This is a genomic window from Neobacillus niacini (assembly GCF_019749295.1).
Taxonomy (GTDB): Bacteria; Bacillota; Bacilli; order Bacillales; family Cytobacillaceae; genus Neobacillus; species Neobacillus niacini_D.
Genome location: NZ_JACWFG010000011.1, coordinates 382,183 through 405,058 on the forward strand (window position 1 = coordinate 382,183; position 22,876 = coordinate 405,058).

22 protein-coding genes are annotated in these 22,876 nt (G+C 37.7%); 17 read left to right on the plus strand and 5 right to left on the minus strand.

The features are described from left to right. Positions 1–65 precede the first annotated feature (65 nt). From H0184_RS15635 to H0184_RS15655, 5 genes are all read left to right on the plus strand, one after another. A complete protein-coding gene (locus H0184_RS15635) occupies positions 66–1,001 on the plus strand; it encodes a manganese-dependent inorganic pyrophosphatase (RefSeq protein WP_221826933.1) in 936 nt (311 codons plus the stop codon). Positions 1,002–1,121: 120 nt separating this feature from the next. Next, complete coding sequence (locus H0184_RS15640; protein WP_221826934.1) at positions 1,122–1,535, plus strand: MerR family transcriptional regulator; 414 nt, start codon at positions 1,122–1,124, stop codon at positions 1,533–1,535. 61 nt (positions 1,536–1,596) lie between these two features. Further along, positions 1,597–2,907: a hemolysin family protein gene (locus H0184_RS15645; protein ID WP_221826935.1), complete on the plus strand. Its 1,311-nt coding sequence runs from the start codon at positions 1,597–1,599 to the stop codon at positions 2,905–2,907. Between the two features lie 146 nt (positions 2,908–3,053). Continuing rightward, positions 3,054–3,308 carry a hypothetical protein gene (locus H0184_RS15650; protein ID WP_221826936.1) on the plus strand — a complete coding sequence of 85 codons (255 nt, stop codon included), beginning with the start codon at positions 3,054–3,056 and terminating at the stop codon, positions 3,306–3,308. 107 nt (positions 3,309–3,415) lie between these two features. After that, entirely contained in the window at positions 3,416–4,153 is a 738-nt protein-coding gene (locus H0184_RS15655) for a protein-glutamine gamma-glutamyltransferase (RefSeq protein ID WP_221826937.1), read from the plus strand. A gap of 526 nt (positions 4,154–4,679) precedes the next feature. Here the strand turns inward: H0184_RS15655 and H0184_RS15660 are convergent. Then, positions 4,680–4,841, minus strand: a complete 162-nt coding sequence (locus tag H0184_RS15660) for a hypothetical protein (RefSeq protein ID WP_221826938.1) — start codon at positions 4,839–4,841, stop codon at positions 4,680–4,682. A gap of 260 nt (positions 4,842–5,101) precedes the next feature. On the opposite strand from H0184_RS15660, the gene H0184_RS15665 reads away from it, so the two are divergent. The 5 genes from H0184_RS15665 to H0184_RS15685 all read left to right on the plus strand — a co-directional run bounded on the left by H0184_RS15665 (position 5,102) and on the right by H0184_RS15685 (position 9,398). After that, positions 5,102–5,770, plus strand: a complete 669-nt coding sequence (locus H0184_RS15665) for a TetR/AcrR family transcriptional regulator (protein WP_221826939.1) — start codon at positions 5,102–5,104, stop codon at positions 5,768–5,770. A 19-nt stretch (positions 5,771–5,789) separates the two neighbouring features. Then, positions 5,790–6,527: a GTP pyrophosphokinase gene (locus tag H0184_RS15670; RefSeq protein ID WP_221826940.1), complete on the plus strand. Its 738-nt coding sequence runs from the start codon at positions 5,790–5,792 to the stop codon at positions 6,525–6,527. A gap of 149 nt (positions 6,528–6,676) precedes the next feature. Beyond that, the gene (locus H0184_RS15675) at positions 6,677–8,140 is read left to right on the plus strand and encodes an alanine/glycine:cation symporter family protein (RefSeq protein ID WP_221826941.1); all 1,464 of its coding nucleotides are present in this window, start codon (positions 6,677–6,679) and stop codon (positions 8,138–8,140) included. 120 nt (positions 8,141–8,260) lie between these two features. After that, positions 8,261–8,608, plus strand: coding sequence for a metal-sensitive transcriptional regulator (locus H0184_RS15680; protein ID WP_260631596.1), 348 nt, complete (start codon positions 8,261–8,263; stop codon positions 8,606–8,608). A 121-nt stretch (positions 8,609–8,729) separates the two neighbouring features. Then, a complete protein-coding gene (locus H0184_RS15685; RefSeq protein WP_463674760.1) occupies positions 8,730–9,398 on the plus strand; it encodes a YfjL-like protein in 669 nt (222 codons plus the stop codon). A 35-nt stretch (positions 9,399–9,433) separates the two neighbouring features. Here H0184_RS15685 and H0184_RS15690 read toward each other — a convergent pair whose 3' ends face one another. Beyond that, the gene (locus H0184_RS15690) at positions 9,434–11,524 is read right to left on the minus strand and encodes a metallophosphoesterase family protein (protein WP_313771773.1); all 2,091 of its coding nucleotides are present in this window, start codon (positions 11,522–11,524) and stop codon (positions 9,434–9,436) included. A 233-nt stretch (positions 11,525–11,757) separates the two neighbouring features. On the opposite strand from H0184_RS15690, the gene H0184_RS15695 reads away from it, so the two are divergent. Next, complete coding sequence (locus H0184_RS15695) at positions 11,758–12,252, plus strand: flavodoxin domain-containing protein (RefSeq protein WP_221826943.1); 495 nt, start codon at positions 11,758–11,760, stop codon at positions 12,250–12,252. Between the two features lie 44 nt (positions 12,253–12,296). Here the strand turns inward: H0184_RS15695 and H0184_RS15700 are convergent, their stop codons facing one another. Then, positions 12,297–12,974 (minus strand): SOS response-associated peptidase, encoded by a 678-nt coding sequence (locus H0184_RS15700; protein WP_221826944.1) that lies wholly within the window; start codon positions 12,972–12,974, stop codon positions 12,297–12,299. Positions 12,975–13,147: 173 nt separating this feature from the next. Between H0184_RS15700 and H0184_RS15705 the strand changes: the two genes are divergently transcribed. Continuing rightward, complete coding sequence (locus H0184_RS15705) at positions 13,148–14,188, plus strand: ATP-grasp domain-containing protein (RefSeq protein WP_221826945.1); 1,041 nt, start codon at positions 13,148–13,150, stop codon at positions 14,186–14,188. A 55-nt stretch (positions 14,189–14,243) separates the two neighbouring features. Here H0184_RS15705 and H0184_RS15710 read toward each other — a convergent pair whose 3' ends face one another. Further along, the gene (locus tag H0184_RS15710; RefSeq protein ID WP_221826946.1) at positions 14,244–15,509 is read right to left on the minus strand and encodes an MFS transporter; all 1,266 of its coding nucleotides are present in this window, start codon (positions 15,507–15,509) and stop codon (positions 14,244–14,246) included. Between the two features lie 26 nt (positions 15,510–15,535). Beyond that, the gene (locus tag H0184_RS15715; RefSeq protein ID WP_221826947.1) at positions 15,536–16,846 is read right to left on the minus strand and encodes an alkaline phosphatase family protein; all 1,311 of its coding nucleotides are present in this window, start codon (positions 16,844–16,846) and stop codon (positions 15,536–15,538) included. 471 nt (positions 16,847–17,317) lie between these two features. Here H0184_RS15715 and H0184_RS15720 point away from each other — a divergent pair, with 471 nt between their 5' ends. From H0184_RS15720 to H0184_RS15740, 5 genes are all read left to right on the plus strand, one after another. After that, positions 17,318–18,358 (plus strand): protein kinase family protein, encoded by a 1,041-nt coding sequence (locus tag H0184_RS15720; RefSeq protein WP_221826948.1) that lies wholly within the window; start codon positions 17,318–17,320, stop codon positions 18,356–18,358. 70 nt (positions 18,359–18,428) lie between these two features. Further along, positions 18,429–19,544, plus strand: coding sequence for a glycosyltransferase family 4 protein (locus tag H0184_RS15725; protein ID WP_221826949.1), 1,116 nt, complete (start codon positions 18,429–18,431; stop codon positions 19,542–19,544). Continuing rightward, on the plus strand, positions 19,541–20,317 hold the full coding sequence (locus H0184_RS15730) for a HipA family kinase (protein ID WP_221826950.1): 777 nt from the start codon (positions 19,541–19,543) through the stop codon (positions 20,315–20,317). The genes H0184_RS15725 and H0184_RS15730 overlap by 4 nt, the downstream gene beginning before the upstream one ends. 149 nt (positions 20,318–20,466) lie before the next feature. Next, positions 20,467–21,372, plus strand: a complete 906-nt coding sequence (gene galU / locus H0184_RS15735; protein WP_221826951.1) for a UTP--glucose-1-phosphate uridylyltransferase GalU — start codon at positions 20,467–20,469, stop codon at positions 21,370–21,372. A gap of 1 nt (position 21,373) precedes the next feature. Then, positions 21,374–22,678, plus strand: a complete 1,305-nt coding sequence (locus H0184_RS15740; RefSeq protein ID WP_221826952.1) for a UDP-glucose dehydrogenase family protein — start codon at positions 21,374–21,376, stop codon at positions 22,676–22,678. Positions 22,679–22,876: the final 198 nt, after the last annotated feature.

Consider the following 22,876-nt stretch of genomic DNA (forward strand, 5'->3'; position numbering starts at 1 on the left):
TCGTTAGGGTCAAACTCAGTAATGGAGCTTGTCTACATATTTTAATACGATTAGGAGTCAAAACAATGGAAAAAGTACTTATTTTCGGTCATAAAAACCCTGACACAGATACGATTTGTTCGGCAATTGCCTATGCAGATTTGAAAAAGCAGCTTGGGATGGATGTAGAACCTGTCCGCCTGGGAAGTGTGAATGGTGAAACACAATATGCACTGGACACTTTTAAAGCAGAGGTACCCCGCTTAGTTCAAAACGTAGCTTCTGAAGTGAATTCAGTTATTTTAGTCGACCACAATGAGCGCCAGCAAAGTGCCAATGATATCGCAGACGTTCGTGTTCTAGAAGTAATCGATCACCACCGTATTGCTAACTTCGAAACAAGTGATCCTTTGTACTATCGTTGTGAGCCAGTGGGCTGCACAGCTACCATCTTAAACAAAATGTACAAAGAAAATGGCAAGGAAATCAAAAAGGAAATTGCCGGACTTATGCTTTCTGCAATTATTTCCGATTCATTGTTATTTAAATCACCAACTTGCACAGCAGAGGACGTAGCAGCTGCAAAAGAATTAGCTGAGATTGCTGGTGTTGATGCGCAAGAATATGGTCTAGAAATGCTTAAAGCAGGAGCAGACTTAAGTGACAAAACCATTGAAGAATTGATTTCACTTGACGCAAAAGAATTCGATATGGGATCTAGCAAGGTAGAAATTGCTCAGGTCAATGCTGTTGATACTGCTGAAGTACTAGCTCGCCAAGAAGAATTAGAAGCGGCCATTTCAAAAAATATTGAAGAAAAGAACTTAGATTTATTCTTATTCGTGGTAACAGATATCTTAACAAATGATTCAGTTGGTTTAGCATTAGGAAGCAAAACCAATGCAGTTGAAAAAGCATACAACGTTACACTAGAAAATAACACAGCAGTCCTAAAAGGCGTCGTATCCCGCAAAAAACAAATCGTCCCAGTTCTGACTGATATATTTAATCAAGGTATTTAAAAAAACAAACCGTTCTTATTATAGGAACGGTTTGTTTTTTATGTAAACTATTACGTTGACTGTACACTTTCAGCATGATATATTAATAATATTATAGAAAGGGGTGAGTAAGTTGGGAAGTTGTATCGTATCGGCGAAATCGCCAAGCTAATGAATATCTCCAAAAGAACAATCGATTATTACACCCAAATAGGCTTACTAAACCCTATACGGACAGATTCAAATTATCGATTGTACGGAGAAGACTGCATTAAAATTATGCATTTAATAGAACACTATAAAAACCTTAATATGCCACTTGAAGAGATAAAGTCTTCGATTGAGTTAATTAAGACTGAAAACTGTGTCGACAAACAAAAGGTAGAAAAGCACTTTGAACAAATAGGTATCTTAATGCGTCATCTTAAAGAAGAAATTGAAGCAATTGAACCTATTCTTGAAAAGCTAAACAGTAATCAAAAAGAAATAGTTGTGAATAAACTTTCTTCGCAAGGTGTTCCATTAGCCCAAACACTATTATTATTACTAAGTTAACTACATTTACAAAAACCAGGAGGTGTATTCCTTACTCACAAACTTTTGAGTAAGGAGACCATTGACCATTATTAACTTGATTGTAATTGCAATCTTAATTGCTTTTACGGCATTCTTCGTGTCTTTCGAATTTGCCATTGTAAAAATCCGCAGTACACGAATTGATCAGCTTGTAGCAGAAGGTAATAAAAGAGCAATTGCAGCTAAGAAAATTGTTTCAAATTTAGATGAATATTTATCAGCATGTCAATTAGGTATCACAGTTACGGCATTAGGATTAGGTTGGTTAGGTGAACCAACCGTTGAACACATGCTTCACCCATTGTTTACGAAATTAAATATAGCTGAATCCGCATCAGGCATATTGTCCTTTGTCATTGCATTTGCTTCCGTAACCTTTATCCACGTCGTGGTCGGAGAGCTTGCTCCAAAAACAATTGCCATTCATAAAGCGGAGGCTGTAACGTTAGTTTTTGCAAAACCAATGATTCTTTTCTATAAGATTATGTATCCATTTATTAAAGTTTTAAATGGATCAGCACGGGTAATCGTTGGGATCTTTGGCTTAAAGCCTGCTTCTGAGCATGAAGAAGCACACTCAGAGGAAGAACTTCAAATTATTATCTCTGAAAGCTATAAAAGCGGTGAAATCAATCAGTCAGAATATAAATATGTGAATAATATTTTTGAATTTGACGATCGGATTGCAAAAGAAATCATGGTCCCTCGTACCGAAATCGTTGCTTTTGACAAATCACAAACATTAGAAGAATGTTTGGAAATCGTTAAAGTAGAAAACTATACGAGATATCCAGTCATTGATGGTGAAAAAGATAACATTGTTGGTATGTTGAACATGAAGGAAGTATTGACGGATTATATTAGCGGTAAAAACCTTGATACTCCAATTGATGAATATACACGTCCTGTAATCCAGGTCATTGAATCCATAGCCATCCATGATTTATTAGTTAAAATGCAAAAAGAACGTGTTCATATGGCTATTTTAATGGATGAATATGGCGGTACGGCAGGGTTAGTGACGGTTGAAGATATTCTGGAAGAAATTGTTGGGGAAATTCGTGATGAATTTGACGAAGACGAAGTACCAGAAATCAACAAAATCAGTGAACATAAAACTGTGGTAGACGGAAAAGTGTTAATTGATGAAGTAAATGATTTATTCGGTTTAGACATCCAGGAGGAAGAAATGGATACGATTGGCGGATGGATCTTATCTGAGAAAATGGATGTAGTCGAAGGTGACAAAATTAAATATGGTGACTATGAATTCAAGGTACTTGAAATTGATGGATATCATATTAAATTACTAGAAATTGTGAAATTAATGAAACATGAATCTATAGCTTAAAACTAACCCTCTTGCATTTTGCAAGAGGGTTTTTGGTCCTTGTACTGAATAATATAGAAAAAGGGCTGCCTTAGAATAAATTAAACCGAAACGCTGTCTGATTCTTATTCGTCTATTTAATAAAGATATTAGGAGGGGTTGAAGCCATGTTTTTCTTCGTTTTATTTCTAATTGGGTTGGTCATCCCATTGTTATTCATAAAGGTCAAATCTAGATGGGGTAGTTGGATTCCTTCAATCATACTGCTTTTAGCCGCCATACTTATCTACGGAAAAGCTGAGTTCTTTCCTGGTGAAGGAATGGCAGAATTGGGGGAAAGACTCTATTTCATGATAGTTGGAATGGCAGCCATCGGCAGCATTTTGGGGAGTGTCATTATCCACTTTTTAAGAAATAAATAACCAACCTTTGGGAGCCAGATCCTTTTACATTGGATATAAGGCTCTTTTCTTATTCACGGTGCATGTAACTAAGGAGAGGGTCATATGGTGTAGAAAGGAGGAATCAAATGATTAGTTTAAATGGTGTGATTGTTAAGCCTGAGGATCTCCATAAAGAAATTACAAATAGTGAGCAAAGGAAGATTCTGAATCAAATGGCGGGTTACCCAGTGATCTATTATTACCCGTCCCTGCAACAATTAAAATTTGAATTATTATTCCGTGTAAATACCATAAAAGCAGCAACTGATTTAGATAAAAGCGGTGCGAAGTTTACTACTTTTGCCTATTCCTTTCCGAACAGAAAGTATTGGTACCGGCTGGCTAACGGAGGATTTCTCTTACGAGAGGGAATCAATCCTTCACAAGGAATTGAAGATATAGTGAAAAACGGTTCTTTATATGCTTTTGAATGCGCGACTGCGATTGCAATCGTCTTATACATTGCTACCCTGTATACCATTGGTCCAAGAGCATTTAATACCTACTTTCGACGCCTTTATTTAATGGATTGGCAATTTGATGAAGATCTGCCTGTTTATCAAAAAGATGGGGAGGACTTCATCATTGGTGATGTTTTACATTTCAAAAATCCAGATTTTGACCCAAAACAGCCGTGGTGGAGAGCTGAAAATGCGGTCTTCTTTGGCGATGATCAATTCTATGGTCACGGAATTGGAATAAGGGATTCTAAAACCATTATTGATTTTTTAAATGGAAAGAGAGCGGAGAATGCTGATGAATCTGCCTACCTTATGCGGATGATAACAAGACCCAATTACAATACAATATTTTTACTGCGTTAATGAAAGAGGAGCATCCAAAAATGAATGCTCCTTTTTATCTCTATTTATATATCAACAGTGTAATCTACCGTCAAAATCAGCGCACAGCCGTTTGCTAATCAAGTAATCCTGCTCGCGTCGTTTTTCAACTTCCATTCTCACATTTAGCTTTCGTTTGTAATCCTCATAACATACTCCGTGTGCACTCAACATGGCCTTTTCCATTTCATTTGTGTATTTCAGTTTCAAATAATGGATAATGTACCCCTCCGGTTTTTACCGCTTTAACGTAACGGCTTAATGGTTACTACAGTACTAATGATAGCACCGCAAATATTTCCATACAAAGTCGAAAAAACGGCAAATCTGGCTGTCAGCTTTGCTGACATGGGTACTCAGTGATATAACTCTTACATTCTTAAAATTGAAGCCATATCCTTCCAATAAGAGCTTGTAACGTATTTATCTCAACATAAGCAAACAAAATAAAGCCCATCGCTATCATGCGAAATGGGCTTTATTGTTATGGATACGAATATAAATCTTATTAATTCATAGATTTATCTAAAATGAAATCAGCTTTTGGCAGAGTAATAATTTTACCGCCAATTTGTACGTGTACGGTATCGTTGAAAATGGCTTTTACAATTCCCTTTAGTGATACACTTGAGTTGATTGAAATATCTTTTTTATCTGATTGGTTTGCCATATTAATCAACACCTTCCAAAGTTAATTATAAAATATTATATATGAATAAAACCAAAAAAAGCGAGTAAAAAGTCTCAAAAAAACTAAAAATAAATAATTTGTTCATGTTATTTACAACGTATGCCAAGGGGTGTGAACATAGATTGAAATAACATGAACTATAGTTCAAGTATTACAGATAAAAATGGGTCTGTCAATAAAAACATGAACTAGGGTTCAATTATTTGTTTTTGTGATATAATAGTGGTGAGGTGAGAATAATGTCAGACCGAGAAGACCAGCTGGTTGGCGAGTTTCCATTAATACCAAAGCAGGAACGTGCACAACTAAAAAGAGATTTGTTACTTAAAAGTGGTCATGAATTATTTATCTTGAAGGGATATGAGCATACAACTGCAAAGGAAATCGCTGCTCATGCAGGGGTAGCAACCGGGACTTTTTATCGGTACTTTTCGGATAAACGACAGCTATTAATGTCTCTGTTGGAGGATCGGATTGAGATGTTTATGCCTCCTGAACCAAAATGGGGTGTTTCAGACCCAGAAACCACATTAGCTGGCCTATTAGAATCACACGATAAGCGTCTAAAGGAGATGGGACTGCAGCGTTTGCTTCCCGAATTAGTGGCTAAAGATGCAGAGTTTGCGCAAGTTTTAGCCTCTGGAAAACGCAAGATATTTACTAGAATTCTTTCAGGGATAAAATTGGCCAATGATAAAGGTCTTACCTGGACTGATTTAGATTTAAATACCGTGACATGGTCGTTGATGACTTTGGCAGAACATACACCTGAGAAGATGAAACAATGTGGAATCCAAACAGATTACCATGAAGTCGCGAAGGTGATTTGCCGATTAATTTTCCCGCCAGAAGTGATTATTAAATTACGTACATGTGGAACTGCAGATGAAGAAGAGAATGATATCTGAGAGGATGTAATCGCTAAGAATGGAAAAGACACTTGATATGAAGGATTTAAAGGCAATTAAAATTGAGCTTACTCGTTTTATGATGGCCTATAAATTTGCCTTAGATGAAATGACGACAAAAATTAATATACTTAAAGATGAATTTAATTATATTCATGACTATAACCCGATAGAACACATAAAAACACGATTGAAATCTCCTGAGAGTATATTTAAAAAAGTTCAGCGGAAAGGCGTGAACTTTAATTTAGACAGTATTAAGGAGAAAATAAAAGATATTGCCGGCATCAGAATAACCTGTTCGTTTATTTCAGATATTTATGAAATAAGCAGCATGATTGCCAATCAAAAAGACATTCGAATTTTAGAATATAAGGATTATATAAAAAATCCAAAACCTAATGGTTATCAAAGCTTGCATATGATTGTGGAAATTCCGATTTTCATGTCCGATCGTGAAGAATTAACATGTGTTGAGATTCAAATCCGTACAATTGCCATGGATTTTTGGGCAAGCTTAGAACATAAAATCTATTATAAGTACAACAAAGCTACTCCACAAAAAATGCTGGATGAGTTAAAAGAGACTGCTGCGATGGCAGCACTTTTGGATCAAAAGATGGAAAACCTCCATAAAGAAATGGAGAAGATGAAACGAGATGATGAGGCAAAAGAGATGCTTTTGCCTTTTGGAAGCGGGAATAATAAATTTAAATTATTAGAGACATTTATGGAAGATAAACTCGGGATCAAATAAGAGTAAGCCTATTACAATTTATCTGTAATAGGCTTTTTGTTTGTTTATAAAACATATAATCTAAATATTTTTAAAAAACAAAATTTTCTTTTATTTTATAGATAAGCTGTTATATAATAGAAATCATCAAGGTGAAAAGGGGGATTTACTTGGAACAAGTTGTAAATTGGCTGAATGGTATCATTTGGAGTCAGGCACTTATTTATTTATGTTTAGGGGTAGGTTTGTTTTATACGTTGTCAACTCGGTTCCTTCAGCTCAGGCATATGAAGGATATTTTTAGGCTGACGTTTAAAGGTGAAAAATCAGAAGCCGGAATATCATCCTTTCAGGCATTAAGCCTTGCCTTGTCCGGAAGGGTTGGAACAGGTAACATCGCTGGTGTTGCGACTGCAATTGCTTTTGGGGGCCCAGGTGCTGTTTTCTGGATGTGGTTAATTGCCTTCTTAGGAGCAGGATCAGCCTTCATCGAATCCACTCTCGGTCAAGTATATAAGTCCAAACAAGGTGGTCAATTCCGTGGTGGACCAGCTTACTACATAGAAAAAGGACTGAAGCTGAAATGGTATGCCATATTATTTGCGATTGTAACAGTTATTGCTACTGGAGCTCTTTTACCAGGGGTGCAGGCAAATAGTATTGCTGTCAGTATTGATAATGCTTTCGGAATCAATACAAGTATTACAGGCATCGTCTTAATTTTAGTTTTAGCAGTTATTATTTTTGGTGGAGTAAAACGTATTGCACGAACAGCTGAATTTGTTGTACCATTTATGGCTGTTGGTTATATTCTCGTTTCTTTTATCATTACTTTTGCAAATTTCTCACAAATACCGGAAGTGCTTTCTTTAATTTTTTCAAGTGCATTTGGCGGTAACGCGGCATATGGGGGCATTTTAGGTGCTGCTATATCTTGGGGAGTAAAACGTGGTATTTATTCCAATGAAGCTGGTCAGGGTACTGGCCCGCATGCTGCAGCAGCTGCGGAAGTATCACATCCAGCTAAACAAGGAATTGTGCAAGCATTCTCCGTTTATATTGATACGTGGTTTGTTTGTACAGCAACAGCCTTTATGATTCTTATGACGGGAATGTATAATGTTACTCCTGAAGGGAAGGAACCAATTGTTACAAACCTTACCGAAGTGGAAGCCGGTCCTGGCTATACACAAGCGGCAGTTGAATCCGTCTTACCAGGATTTGGTGCACCGTTTGTAGCGATTGCACTATTGTTCTTCGCATTTACAACCATAATGGCTTATTATTATATGGCAGAAACAAATCTTGCTTATATTAGAAAAAATACGAACCAGTGGACGGAATATGTACTTAAGTTTGTTATCCTGGGAATGGTTTATTACGGATGCGTTAAAGAAGCTGGACTTGCTTGGGCCCTAGGAGATGTGGGGGTTGGTGCAATGGCATGGTTAAACCTAATTGCGATCCTCCTATTAACCAAACCAGCATTAAAAGTTCTTAGAGATTATGAAGCTCAGTTAAAAGATGGGAAAGATCCTGTTTTTGATCCAGTAAAATTAGGCATAAAGGATGCAGATTTCTGGGAAAATGAATATCAATATCCAGAAAAAGAAACAGTAGAAAAAACGGGATGATGCTTTATGAGGAACTGGCTGACAAGGAAACTTGTCAGTTTTTCTTTTTTAAGGTTAAAAAGTATCCTATCGCATTACGGTACGGGGGTATGTTATAATAACAGAAAATGAGGTGATGGAATGTCTTTTAATCATGTTAATGAAGAAGAAATAAATGATGAAACATGCTGCAAAACTGAAGGAAGCCACCGAAAAAGCCATCATTCTGATAAGGTAAAGAGTAATCTAGTTACGAGGCTTAATCGAATTGAAGGGCAAATTCGTGGAATAAAAGGCTTAATCGAAAAGGATACCTATTGTGATGATGTTATTACACAAATATCAGCAACTCAGTCTGCACTTAATAGCGTTGCAAAAATCTTATTAGAAGGACATTTAAAAACATGTGTCCTTGAAAGAATTCAAGATGGGGACGAGGAAGTTTTAGATGAAGTCCTAGTTACCATTCACAAATTAATGAAAAAATAGTTAATCCTTAGGTCGTACTTTTGTACGGCTTTTTTTATTCCTATTATTGTTTTTGGCTAGAAGGAATAAGGAAATCTGGTGAAGAATATTATAATTATAATATTCTGATAACTATAGGGAGGTGAGGGATATAAAGGCAACTAAAATCATACTAATCATTTTTGCAGGACTCATTCTAACTTTTAGTTTTTATGCATATACCGTGTTTTATGGGACTCCATGGGGAAAACAAAAGCATGAAAAAAATATGCAAAACTATATCAGTGAAAAATATCAAAGTGAATTTGTTCTATCTAAAATGAGTTACAATTTTTTGAGCGAAACCTACCAAGGATATGCCTATCCAAAGGATCACCCAGACCTTTTATTTATTATTGAGCAAGACGTGGATGCTCCGAGCGGCTACTCAGATAATTATCCGAAAGTTATGTGGGATAGTGAGTTAGCAAAGGAAATTAAAGCACAAATTAAAGGGCTTTTTCCAAATTTAGATGAGGGAATGTTTAAAGCACTGCAGATCAAGGACAAAGGAGAAATTTTTGGGCGGAATATCCCTGCGTATGAAAAATTAAACGTATCAATCCTCTCTACTTCTATTCCTATAGATATTAAAACCAATTGGTCCCAAATGAACCATAGAATAGAATTAAAGAAAATGAAGAAACTTAGTCAATTATTACAAGAGGCACATTTCCCTGTATTAATGGAGATAAGATATTATGAAAATGAACTGAATGAACAGGCTAAGGTCTTTTTTATCAAGGAAGAAGGAGATATCATTGAAAAATAGTGCTCCCAATAGGAAAGAGCACTATTATTATTGTTTTATTGTAATAATTTGTGATCAGATTTAAGCAGGATGTTTTTTAATCTGCGACGTCGTATCATGAGAAACCCGAGGTTATTGTTTGTTTCTATGATAGAATTATTTTCTAAAAACTGGTAGCTTACTTCGTCCTTCCACAAATAGGAGTTTGATGGATTCTCTTTATCAACTTCTTTAATGTAATAAGAAGGAGTACAAATCCGATATATATTGTTATTTTTTCTTTTCAAAGCGTTCAGTGCCATTATTTGTTTCATCACCATACCCCAAATACCGCCAAAGCTCATATTTTTCATTGGAGAACTGGTAAATTGATTAATGGTCAGTTTCCGCCCGTCTTTAAATGAAATAGCAGCTTTTACAGCAGAAGCATAATGAACATCCCCTGATAAAATGATGCACCTGCTGGGTTTCCATGCTGCAGCCTGATGGAGGAATTCAGTAAATCCTTTCCCGTTATACTTCCATGCTTCAAAATCAAACCTAGTATGAACATTTACTCCCAACACTCTTAAAGGATAAACAAAATCATGGAGGAAGGTTTCAATTAATCCTAATCCATAAAGAGGTGTGGGTGAAACCATAATCAATGGAGTGCCGCTTTTCCACCCGCTGTTAAAGAGACTGCTGGTAACATTCTCCCACCCTTTTATACTGAGGAGTTGTGGTGCCCATTGTGTCTCTTCAATAAGGTGTCCGAATTTTTCCGGCCTAGGTTCAGAATCATATTCCCTTTGAGTACGTGTATCTAGGAATACAGCCATTGGGTTTGTTGGAGCAACAAAATGCCAAGAATCAAAGCTCCATAACGTCTTTTTCCATTCTTGCTGATATGCCTCCATTTTTCCAATCGATAGCATTTTAAAATAGGATTTCATCATCCAGAGAAAACCGTCATTGAAGGATTCAGGTGCATTACCCCATCCTTGAAAGGCCCAATTTGCAGCTAGTCCATTCGCAATCACATGACTTCCTAAAGGAGAGTTACGAACATTTTCCTTCCATTTATAAGATATATTCCAATCATCGGTAATATCATGGTCATCAAACATCATATAAGTTGGAATGTTTGCTAGAAGGCGTCTAATCCGATAAAGAGATTGTTGAAATGATATCATCGCTTCTTGCTGCTCTGTATAACGATTTTTCATGTGTAATTGTTCTAGTTTATTATCTTTTGGATACCTTTCATCGTCAGAGAAAACAAAATATACCTGATTTTTACTACATAATTCATCGAAGGATTCAAATAGGTTATTTTCCTGTGCGAGTTCCCAGAGTTGAGGGCTCCACGAGAGTAAATACATCGCTGCGTATTCCCCGAATTTCATCAAGTGGTTATTGGAATGTGAAGAAGTGAAATGGCAAAAGTTCTCCATAATATATTGCCTGCCATTGACTTGGTTCAATGCAGTTTGAAAGGGGTAAGTCGTAAGCCTTTCATCGATTAATTCCAACTTTTCACCTGCCCCTATTAATTCCTTTTCCAATGTAGTGATGATCGGAAACAAGGGATCTGCTACATCATCTGCGTAAATCTGGTCTCCCATAAGAAACAGAGTGGTTGGGCGTATTTTTAAATTATGAAATTCTTTTTCTAGTAACAGGTCTCCTGTGATGAGTGTATCGTCATCATCTCCATGGGGTTTTCGACAAGAACCATAAAGGACATTACAGTGTTGGGGTGAGCTATTGAGATATATAGAGGGATATTCAAGGTTGCCGTATACGATAGAATCATAGTTGTCTTTGGACAGTAACCCCAGGGATTTTAAATCTTGCATTTCCGTGCCACGTTTGAAGTGGGTATTGTATCCAAGTAAGGTATCCAAAGGGAAGGTACCTTGGATAGGAGTGAGTTTAATTAAATGGACAAACAACTGCTTACCCATACGTATCGTATTGGTTTCACTATTTGTCTGAAGCAGGGTGTAATCATATAATGAGGTATCCTTATTGGAAGTGATACGAAATAAATCAGCATGAATTTCATACCATTTACTGGTCGCAATCCATAGCGTAATTTGTGTTGGTTCTGCTCTGCGAACGATAGGTCCTGACAAGATCATTGGTAAGGTTAAGGAATCCACTTTATCACCTCATGATCATTTTTTGTTCCAACATTATATTCATTTTCTTGGGAAATGTGTGGACATAAAGGGGGGGGGTTATAGGGATTGAATTGTAGAAATATTGCCAATATTTTTCCCGTATATTTGTTATTGCTGAATTATAATTAGGGTAAGACAACAAGTAGCCGGACAGGATAAGGTTGGTTTTGTCGGAGTCGTAGAAAATTTTTCCATGGAGGGTAGGTTAACTTATGAAGACATTAATTGTTTATTGCTCATCTCATGGTACAACAGAAAAAGCTGTCCAATTGCTGAGTGAGTGGATGGAAGGGGACGTCTTAGCAGTCGATTTAAAGAGGGATAGAATTAATTATGAAGTCAGTGATTATGATTTCGTCATCATTGGCGGCTCTATCCATGCCGGCAGTATCCAAGGAAAAATCAAGCATTTTATTGGCAAGTATTATGAGGAACTGTTAACAAAAAAGTTAGGTCTCTTCCTTTGCTGCTGGCACGATGGTGAAACAGCTCTTGAGCAATTCGATTTGGCTTATCCAGAGAAGTTAAGGAAAATTTCAATCGCTAACGGTATTTTTGGCGGAGAATTCCTGGTTAGTAAAATGAACTTTATCGAAAGGCAGATTGTTAAAAAAGTGAATGGAGTTACCGAGGATACCTCAAATTTAGATACAACCGCAATCATGACTTTTGTCATGAAAATTAATTCAACCATTGCTCTTGTATAAAAAATGCCTGGCTCTAATTGAGTCAGGCAATCTTTTTTGGGATTTTAACAAATTTTTTGTATTAGTTGTATCGAGTTATTTTTAGGTGAATTTACGAGAGGACTGACTTCATATGCTTCCATCAAACTAGTCTCCAATGGTTTAAGTAAAGGTTGAAGTTTAGATGTGTCACTAATGGAAGGGTCAAGCCAATTTTTTTCATCTTCTGGTTTTAAAATTACTGGCATCCGATCGTGGATGTCTTGTACTAACTCGTTAGGCTGGGTGGTGATAACTGAGCAGGAATAAATCGTCTTTCCTTCAGGTGATTTCCAACTTTCCCAAAGACCAGCCATGGCAAACAACTCATCTGACTTGAGTTTAATCCTCATCGGAGTTTTCGTTTTACTGTCAATACGTTTCCATTCATAAAAACTATCAGCCACAATCAAACAGCGTTTATTCTTATAAGCATTTCGGAAGCTTGGTTTCTCTGATAATGTCTCAGCTCGGGCATTAATCATTTTATAACCGATTGACATATCCTTTGCCCAAGGCGGAATTAATCCCCATCGTAAAAACCCCATTCTTTTATGAGATCCATTATTAATCACCGCTAACACCGATTGCGAAGGAGCCACATTGTAACTAGGTAAATACTCCTCCTGCTCAAGAAAAAACTCAACATCAAACCGATCAATCAACTGATCAACAGTCGCCGTTAACGTAAACCGTCCACACATGTATATTAACCCCCTTCGGCACCCCTTTCGGTGCCTGTCACCATTTATTCATTATAGCACCATTTATGCACTGAATTATACATTGTTCTTGGAAGTTATATGTATAAAATGGAAGGTATAGGCGAATAATGGTTAAGGTTTCTATTTGAATTTCAACATGAAAGAGGTAGCGTATGAGGATTTGGTTTAACAGGTGGTTTACGACAGTCACGCATTTTATGGATATGATTCGTTCGAATGATGATGGGCGGGAGTTCGTGGTTTATGGTACTCATTCGAATAAGGATGCTCTCTATTTGCAGAATTGTGATTATGCTTTCACAGAACCGATTATTTCTGGTAAGCCATATATTGATTTTTGTCTAGAATTTTGTCTGCAGCATAAAATAGATATTTTCATCCCACGGAAAGAAAATGTACTGATTTCAAAAAGATTGGCCGATTTTGAAGCAATCGGTGTGAAGGTATTGGTTTGTCCAGATTCTGAATTAATGGAAACCTTGGATAATAAAGCCGCGGCTTATCACTCCATCATGCAGGCAGAAGAAAATGGTGTTGAACTTGTTTCGATTCCTGATTTTTACGTAGTGAATACGATAAATGATTTTAAGAATGCGTATCAATGTTTGAGTGAAAAAGGTCATAAGGTTTGTTTTAAGCCGGTTATTGGAGAAGGAGCTACTGGATTCCGCATCATCGAGGATCATATTGAAAGCATTGATCATCTTTTTAGAAGAGCGAGCAGCCGCCGTCTGTCTTATAAGTATGCATGTGAAATATTAAGTCAGCAGGAGGTATTTCCTGATCTCATGGTTTTAGAGTATTTGGACGGACCGGAATACAGCATTGACTGTGTTTCCTCAAATGATCAGCTATTTGCTGCCATCCCTAGGATGAAAGGGGAAGGAAGGGTAAGAGAAATTGTCGAACATCATGAGCTCATTCAACTAGCCCATCGCTTTCATCAGCAATATAAATTACCGTACATCTTCAATATTCAAGTCAAATATAATAATGGAGTGGCTAAGCTCCTAGAAATTAATCCTAGGATGAGCGGTGGTATGCACTTTAGCTGTTTATCTGGAATCAACTTTCCTTACCTGGCAATAAAATTATTGCTTGGTGAAGAAATCGGTCAATTGAAGCCTAGATTTGGAATTCGAGCAAGTCATCTCGAGAAGGAAATGATTCTCGATAATGATCTTTTTGCCTAACAGCAAACAACGCCTTGGGTCATCAGTACCCAAGGCGTTGTTTTGCTTTGTCATATTAACTATTTATTTGGATTTTCTCATTGGTTTCTGGGACACGCAGTAGAACGGCTCCGCCGAGAATAAACAATATGACTAAACTAAATACTCCTGCATTTGTATTGCCCGTAATTTGGGCAGTAACACCGACCAAAGCTGGTCCAAGAATGGAGGCAAATTTATAAAAGATATTATAGAATCCAAAAAACTCGTTTGCATTTTCCTTCGGCACCAGCTTTGCAAAATAAGAACGGCTAAGAGCCTGAATTCCGCCTTGTGAGGAACCAACCAGCATCGCTAATATCCAGAAGTCTAAAGTTGTTTTCATGAAATAAGCATAGATACAAATAATAATATAGATAAAAATTCCAACTAATAACATTTTCTTTCCGGTGAATTTATCTGCAAGCTTTCCATACAGCATGGCAAACGGAGCAGCAATAACTTGTGTAGCAAATAGGATGATTAATAGGTTTGTAGATGATATGCCAAGATCAGTACCATAGGCAGTCGACATGGTTATAATCGTATGAACACCATCGATATAAAAGAAATAAGCAATAAGGAATAGAAACAAAGGTTTATAAGCTTTAATCCGTTTAAGGGTTTGAAAAACCTTTTTAAAACTGGTAGAAATGGGTTTTTCCACTCTATCTACGTAATAGACTTGTTCAACATTTTTTAACATCGGAATGGTGAAGGTCCCCCACCAAATGGCTGTAATGGCAAAGGCTATTTGCGTCGAGATAGTTACAGATAAAGGCAGAATCCCTTGTTGTGATAATAGAATAAGAGCAATGCCGATAATAAAAGGGATCGTACTTCCGATATAGCCCATCGCAAAACCACGTGCCGATATCTTATTCATTCTTTCCTCACTTGTAACATCTACTAGAAAGGCGTCATAGAAAATATTCGCGCCTCCAAAACCAATGACCGTTACAATGTAACAGATTAATAGGACCAGCCATTGGCTGCTTGGGACAACGGCCAGCATTGCCGTAAAGGCAATACCCAGAATCACAAAAAAAGTAAATAATCTCTTTTTTAACCCTCGAAAATCGCCTATGGTCCCTAAAATAGGTGCACAAATGGAAACAAGCAGGGTTCCAAAGGAATTTGCATAACCTAAGTAAGCTGTTGATGTTGATCCAGCAAGTCCGGCACTATCTGCCGCCGCTTTAAAATATAATGGAAAGATAGCAGTTGTAATTAATATCGAGTAAGCGGAATTTGCCCAATCATAAAAAACCCAGCTTTTTTCTTGCTTCGTCAATCGACTCATAGAGTTTTCCTCCTATTTAATTGCATCTAAACGATCAAAAGGTCCTCGATAATCCTTCCATCTGTGTCACCTAAATCTACGCCTAAAAGCTTAGCCAATGTTGGACCTTCATCAATGAGACGGGCATAAGGAATGGTTGTTTTTGGGCGTATCCCTTTACCCGCAGCCATAAAAATGGTGGAGTACTCAGGCTTTTCCGGAGAATACCCATGACAGGCCAATGTGTATTTTTTATCTTTTTTGACATCCTCCCGGGTAATATTTTTGATATATTCTCCCTGAAAATCTTCTAAAAAGTAATAGCCTTTCTTGGCCTCTAGCATAAAGGCGCAGGAAGGATCTGCCCCCTTTAAGGCTGCTTCATCAGCAGTAAGTATTTTTTCAATACCAGTGGCCGGATTTACAATTAGAGAATCTAATAAACTTTTTACTTTCCTCGTAGTTTCTAAATCTTTTCTGTCTTTTACATAAATATATGCGGAGCCATCACAACTTTTACAATAGGCCCTCCAATTATTTATTTTCCCTTTACGATTGGTTGTAATAAGTCTGTGTTTATGGAAAAGCACATTAAGGTTTAGGGCTTTGTTCTCATCTAAGGCACTATGGTCACCTAAGGCGACAATTGTAGAATTTTCATAGATGCCGCTCTCTACTAGAGCCTTCATGATTTGCCCAAGCCGCTCATTGTGCCGTTGGATAGCAGCAATGGCTTTATTCGAAGAAAAACCATAATCATGACGCTGCGTGTCCAAATCGGTAAAGTGTACCAGCAGTAAATCTGGCTTTTTGGTTTTAATGGTATGCAGGGTAGATTGTAATACAAAATCATCCAGTTCAGGCTGATTTAATCCATTACGAATATGTCCAAATCGTTTATTCAGCTCCCATTGGTAACGGGGACTCCCGTTCCTTAACGAAACTAATATTTGATTTTGCCAAGGCCTATTTGGAAAGATTTCAGGCAGATTGTAATCAATATTTGCTTTACCTGTTACTGGCCAAAGAAGGGCAGCAGTTGTTAAATTAGCCTTTTTAGCTTCATCATATAACGTTGTCCCGTTTATTAGACCCCTAAACCAGTTCCAATCTGGTGAAGACCTTCCAGGCTGAAGAAGGGTGTTATTAATAATTCCATGTCGGTTAGGATAGTTCCCAGTCACAATCGTTGTATGGCAGGGATAAGTTACCGAAGGATAAATGGTCTCAACCTTCTCTACATATGCACCATTTTCAAGGATTGTCTTAAAATGTGGGAGTGTTTTCAGCATAGGAAAATCTAATGCTGACAGACAATCAAAAGAAATGACAATTAAATGATTCGTAAGACGGTCCATGAAAACCTCCTAAAGAGTACAGCTTCTACCATAATTGTACAATAAATAAAGGAGATAATTGTTAATTTTTCAATAATTTTAAGAATCATGGAAAATAATGTACACCTAAAAAGAGGAAAGCCGGTTCCTTGATAAGGAGCCGGCTTTTTGGTTAATTACCAAACAGATAGGATACTAAAGATTCATTTGCAGGAAAGTTATCACTGGGAAATTTCTTTCTATAAAAGAAAAATTTAATGACTTCTTTAACAAAGTATGGACTTTGAGAATGATTTTTTAATTTAAGTTTAGCAGCAATATACATTTTTCTTTTTATAGTCATATGCCTTAACACTTTGTGTGTAAATTGAATCTATTATAATAGGCAGTAAATTTTTAGGGTTAAAGAATAGACAAGCAGAGTATGCAGTTTAAAACTGCCACATTACAGAAATGATCAAACTGCCAACTTGAAAAGGAAGGAGGAAATATATGTATATTCAAAATTTAGAACAGTGGATGAACAACATTAAAGTAACCAACCAAGTCAATGCGGACGTAGAAGTGGTAAATCATTCACCGTTAGTTATGATGGGGAAAGGTCGCCAAGGAGCCGTTTTCCAATTAACGGATGATATTTGTGTGAAAGTGTTTGGAAATACGGAGGATTGCGACCGCGAATATTATGCTTTATCCCTTGGGCAGCAAACTACTCTTTTTCCAAAGCTTTATGGTAAAGGTCCACTCTATATTGTGATGGAAATTATTAGAGGTGTTGATTTACGTGAGTATTTACAATCCCAGCCATTAACAAAGGCACTTTCTGCAAAATTAATTGAAATGCTGATCACGTTTAAGAAAATTGGTTATGAGAGAATTGACCATCATAAACGGCAAATTTACCTGCAGCCGGACGGAAGTCTTAAGGTAATTGACGTAGCGAGAACCATTTGGCGTGACCGCGTCTACCCATACCCGCGAAAATTATTGACATCCTTAGGGGAACAAAATAAAGCAATCTTTATGGCGCATGTCCAGGAAATGGCTCCGGAATTATATATGGAGTGGCTCCATTACATTCGGATGGAAGAAATCTCAAGGCAAATCACTGCTTTACTTCTCCCGCAGGAACCAGATAAGGACAAAATAAAGAATCTTAGTAATAGTTTATTGACAACAGCAGATGAGAAAAACTATGTAAACCTGCTGCAGGGACTTGTTCATAAGGTTTTTAAAGAAGAATGGATTAAAACGATGCTTGCTCGAGGTGCTGATCCTGAAGCGGTTATGGCCAAAATTGATGAATATTGGGACAACCTCGAACAAGGTTTTGAGGCTAGGCATCCTGAAGGTGAGAGACATTATGAAGGCGTAAGACGTTTTGAAGGGGACCGTCACACAAAAGACAATCGTGACCGGCGAAGCAAGGGTGCAAAGGGTGGTAAAGGCGGTAAACACAACGGTGGAGATCGGCACAATGACCGCGACCGACGGAACGATAAGAAAGACAAAAAAAAAGATAAGAAAAAGTGAACAGCTTTTGGGCTAATATAAGGTTCTAATTATATGGGGAGGAAGCCTAATAATACAAGGAGATACCATTATGAAAGTTTTAGTTATCTGGCGTCTGCTGACAGTTGGCGGGGTGAATGCCGGCTGGCGCAATCGCTCGATTTATTTTAAGAAACATGGAATTGAGACAGAATTTCTGTATACGACTGATCACGGCGGGCTCCATATTATGGAAGATGTTGCGCCCGTTTATTTGACAAAGGATGAACAGGAAATCATTAAAATCATTAGAGATAATCACTATGATGCCATTATTGTGGTTGACACAGGTGCTGCTTTTAAATGGATTAAGAAAGCACAGTATAAGGGGCCAGTGCTGGTTGAGGCACGTACACCAGAACTAATTAAGCTTAAACCGCATTTGAAATCATTCAGAGGTATACTTCCGGAAGCCATCATTGTTCCTTCACAGTATCAAAGACGACTGGTATCCATTTTAACAGACGAGATTCCGATACATGTTATTTACAATGGCATAGACACGACATTTTATCGTGCATTATCTGATGATGAGATTAATGTTGAAAGTGAACCGAAACGTTTAAATGGAAAAAAAATAATTGGCTGGATTGGCAGATTAGACAAGCGTAAGAATTGGCAAATGCTTTTAGAAATCGCAAAGCTTATGAAAAGTCAACGGGATGATATAGAATTTTGGGTCATTGGCGGTGCTCAAAGTGTACAGAGGGAAGAATTTGCTGCTAAATGGCAGGAGGAGCAGTTGACGGATGTGGTGAAATGGTTTCCAGTAATCCCCTATCAGCAAATGCCGCATGTTTATGCGAAAATTAGGCAATCTGGCGGCTGTACGTTAGCTACAACTAAGACCGAATCCTTTGGAAATACCTTCATTGAGTCGATGATTAGCGGTGTACCCGTTGTTGCTTCAAAAATGATGCCCATTACGGAATTGGTTATCAATGGTGAACATGGGCTGCTTTTTCGTGGTCAAAATGTTGAAGATGGTGTTAAACAGCTTTCTGAAATAGTTGATAACCCAACCCTCCACCGACAAATGTCAGAGTCTGCCGTTAAATGGGTACATGAGAAATTCGCAATAGAAGTAGTCGCTGCACAATATGTTCAATTGTTGAAAAAAATAACTGGTGCAAATACAGATGAAAGTAGCGGGGTGAATCGTGAATGATTCAGCCTATTGCTTATAAGAAAACGTTAGAAGGAAAATCACGGGCGCACTTAATCACGTTTGATGATGGCCGGGACTACGTCGTAAAATACTTCCAGCCTGGATTTGATAAGGCTTTGGCAAATGAATGGGTCGCCTATTGCCTTGCACGTTACCTTGGTCTGCCAATACCGTTTGCTCAATTAGTAGAAATACCCCAGGAGTTTTCCTCCCAATACCCTGAACTCTCTCAAATGGCCCAATCAAAAACTCAATTCGCAAGCCTGTATGTACCTGATTGCTATGATGGACATCAGGTGACAAGTGTTCCTGCTATTTCGAACAAAGAAAGCTTGGCAGGTGTGATTTTATTTGATTACTGGATGTGCAATCGCGACCGTACCAGGAAAAACATCATTTTATGTGATAACGCAGGAGAATCCTACCGTTTGTGGATCATCGACCATGCCGAAGTGTTCGCTTCCTACAACTGGACACTTCAAGAAATTGAATCCCTTCCAATCACCATTTTAAAAAGCGCCACCCACCAAATTATGGCTAGCTTTATTGAGAATGAGCAAGAATTTTATGAGCAGCTAGAAATAATTCAAGAGATTCCTATTCATTTAATAGAGGAAATAGCAGCACTTATTCCGGAAGATTGGCAGGTTACGAATGAAGAAAGAAAAGCAATCGTAAGTACGCTGGTTACACGACGAAAGAAAATTCTCAGAAAGCTGATGGAAAGGTTTATTAAACGAGTTTTTCAACCCATTCATCAAAATCAAGAATGACTCCCTTGGAACAATTTAGTAAGGGAGTTTTATTTTTATAAAATAGACAGGCTTTATCGTCAAATAAAGAGTCTAATAGGTTATTAACGTGACCGGAGGTTGTCCACATGCATATAAAAGATTAAAGAGAAAAAGAAAGGAGGCAGCATATGAAAATCCGAAAGGCCATTATTCCAGCAGCTGGCCTCGGAACACGATTTTTGCCAGCCACGAAAGCACAGCCAAAAGAAATGCTGCCGATTGTTGATAAGCCCACTATTCAATATATTGTTGAAGAAGCAGCTGCTTCAGGGATTGAGGAAATTATCATCATTATCGGCAGAGGCAAAAGGTCCATCGAGGATCATTTTGATAAATCTTATGAATTAGAAGACACTCTATTAAAGAAAAACAAACTCGATATGTTAGCAGAAGTTCAAAATATATCAAACTTAGTTAATATCGTTTATGTCCGTCAAAAAGAGCCGAAAGGACTGGGACATGCTATTCTATGTGCGAAAAGCGTCATAGGAGACGAACCATTTGCGGTTTTACTTGGGGATGATATCGTCATGTCGGAAGTACCCTGCCTAAAGCAGGTTATTGATGTGTTTGAGTATTATAATAGTTCGGTTGTTGCCGTTCAGACAGTTTCAGAGAAGGATGTCAGCAAATACGGGATTATTAAGCCGAAAGGGACGATGATTGAGTCAGACCTATTTCATATTGATTCGTTAATTGAGAAGCCCAGCATAGAAGAGGCTCCTTCAAGATATGCCATCATGGGACGATATGTATTGAGTCCTAAAATATTTGAAATTTTAGAGAGAATCCCTATGGGACGCGGAGATGAGTTACAACTGACAGATGCCATCAATGAATTGAACAAACATCAAGCCGTCTTTGCTTATAACTTTCAAGGAAGCCGCTATGATATTGGTGACAAAATTGGTTTTATTAAGGCAACCATTGATTTCGCACTAAGCCGTGACGACATCAAAGATTCGGTATTAGCGTATTTGGAAGAAGTCATTAAGTTACAAAGTTTACAGAATAGTAAGAGAGAGATTGATTGATATGAAGATTGCTGTTTTAGGTACAGGCTATGTAGGATTGTCAACAGGTGTATGTTTATCACAAATTGGTCACTATGTCACATGTATCGATATTAATGAGCAAAAAATTAATCAATTACGTCAAGGGATATCCCCGATTTATGAACCAGGTCTAGAAGAATTATTATCTGCTAATATGGCAGCAGGCAGGCTGCATTTTACAACTTCTCTTCATCAGGCGTTGGTTGGGGTAGAAATCATTGTCGTAGCCGTTGGAACACCGCAGGGGGATGATGGTGCAGCGGACCTTTCATATTTGGTACAAGCTGCAAAGGATATCTCTTCCTATGTTACTTCCAAAACAATCGTTGTCATTAAGAGCACAGTGCCAGTTGGAACCAATGATTTTATAGGGAATTTGATTGAAGACCAGTGTGGGTTTAAAGTGAAAATGGTTTCCAATCCTGAATTTCTCCGACAGGGATCCGCAATCGAAGATACTATGAAAGCCGATCGAATCATTATCGGTTCCGAAGATAATGAAGCAGCAGGGAAAATTCATGATATGTACCGCCCATTGAATGTACCTGTCATTTTAACGAGCACAAGAAGTGCAGAAATGATTAAATATGCTGCAAATGCATTTTTAGCAACAAAGATTAGTTATATCAATGAAATTGCCAATTTGTGTGAAGCAGTTGGAGCTGATGTAACTGATGTTGCAAAAGGCATGGGTAAGGATAAACGGATTGGCGAAGCATTTTTGAATGCCGGTATTGGCTACGGCGGCTCTTGTTTTCCAAAGGATGTCAAAGCGCTGCTCCATACAGCTGGCTTAAATGGGGTTAATTTCCCACTGTTAAAAGAGACGATTGCGATTAATGAGTATCAGCGAGAAATCCTAGTGAAGAAAACCTTAAAGAGATTTGGAGGATTAAAAGGCAAGAAAATTGCAATCTTAGGCTTAGCGTTTAAACCAGAAACAGACGATATGCGAGAAGCCCCGTCAATTCCGATTTCGAGAGCGTTAACAAAATATGGAGCAGAAGTTATTGCCTATGACCCAGTTGCGACTAAAAACGCTAGGCAGATTATCGGAGACATCATAAAATATGCGGGTTCCATCGAAGAAGCGATATTCGAAGCAGATGCTGTTTTAATCGTTACCGAGTGGAAAGAGGTTAAAAACATTGATATAGCAGCTATGGCAGGGAAAATGAAAGAACCCATTATCATCGACGGCAGAAACTGCCTCCCAGAAGAGAAAATCCGAGCATGCAGCTCCATTGAATACTATCCAATCGGAAAACCTCCAATCATTATCTGAAAAAACAGGCATGATATTTGTAGAAATGAACCAGCTTTCCTACAAAAAATCATGCCTAAGCTTTTTTCATTAATAGCAAACTTTGATACAATAAAAAAGGTATCAATTAAAAATACATAATAAAAGGTATATATGAGTGTCCACTGGAGACGGACAGTTGTACACGAGTGGTGCCTGTCACCAGGGTGAGATGTTCAT

Excerpts from the sequence above, each read along its gene's own strand:
- H0184_RS15725 (WP_221826949.1), top strand. The coding sequence starts at position 18,429 with ATGAAAGTTTTAGTTATCTGGCGTCTGCTGACAGTTGGCGGGGTGAAT.
- H0184_RS15700 (WP_221826944.1), bottom strand. The coding sequence starts at position 12,974 with ATGTGTGGACGGTTTACGTTAACGGCGACTGTTGATCAGTTGATTGAT.
- H0184_RS15710 (WP_221826946.1), bottom strand. The coding sequence starts at position 15,509 with ATGAGTCGATTGACGAAGCAAGAAAAAAGCTGGGTTTTTTATGATTGG.
- H0184_RS15660 (WP_221826938.1), bottom strand. The coding sequence starts at position 4,841 with ATGGCAAACCAATCAGATAAAAAAGATATTTCAATCAACTCAAGTGTA.
- H0184_RS15730 (WP_221826950.1), top strand. The coding sequence starts at position 19,541 with ATGATTCAGCCTATTGCTTATAAGAAAACGTTAGAAGGAAAATCACGG.
- H0184_RS15655 (WP_221826937.1), top strand. The coding sequence starts at position 3,416 with ATGATTAGTTTAAATGGTGTGATTGTTAAGCCTGAGGATCTCCATAAA.
- galU (WP_221826951.1), top strand. The coding sequence starts at position 20,467 with ATGAAAATCCGAAAGGCCATTATTCCAGCAGCTGGCCTCGGAACACGA.
- H0184_RS15635 (WP_221826933.1), top strand. The coding sequence starts at position 66 with ATGGAAAAAGTACTTATTTTCGGTCATAAAAACCCTGACACAGATACG.
- H0184_RS15715 (WP_221826947.1), bottom strand. The coding sequence starts at position 16,846 with ATGGACCGTCTTACGAATCATTTAATTGTCATTTCTTTTGATTGTCTG.
- H0184_RS15665 (WP_221826939.1), top strand. The coding sequence starts at position 5,102 with ATGTCAGACCGAGAAGACCAGCTGGTTGGCGAGTTTCCATTAATACCA.
- H0184_RS15705 (WP_221826945.1), top strand. The coding sequence starts at position 13,148 with ATGAGGATTTGGTTTAACAGGTGGTTTACGACAGTCACGCATTTTATG.
- H0184_RS15740 (WP_221826952.1), top strand. The coding sequence starts at position 21,374 with ATGAAGATTGCTGTTTTAGGTACAGGCTATGTAGGATTGTCAACAGGT.
- H0184_RS15650 (WP_221826936.1), top strand. The coding sequence starts at position 3,054 with ATGTTTTTCTTCGTTTTATTTCTAATTGGGTTGGTCATCCCATTGTTA.
- H0184_RS15680 (WP_260631596.1), top strand. The coding sequence starts at position 8,261 with ATGTCTTTTAATCATGTTAATGAAGAAGAAATAAATGATGAAACATGC.
- H0184_RS15670 (WP_221826940.1), top strand. The coding sequence starts at position 5,790 with ATGGAAAAGACACTTGATATGAAGGATTTAAAGGCAATTAAAATTGAG.
- H0184_RS15720 (WP_221826948.1), top strand. The coding sequence starts at position 17,318 with ATGTATATTCAAAATTTAGAACAGTGGATGAACAACATTAAAGTAACC.
- H0184_RS15695 (WP_221826943.1), top strand. The coding sequence starts at position 11,758 with ATGAAGACATTAATTGTTTATTGCTCATCTCATGGTACAACAGAAAAA.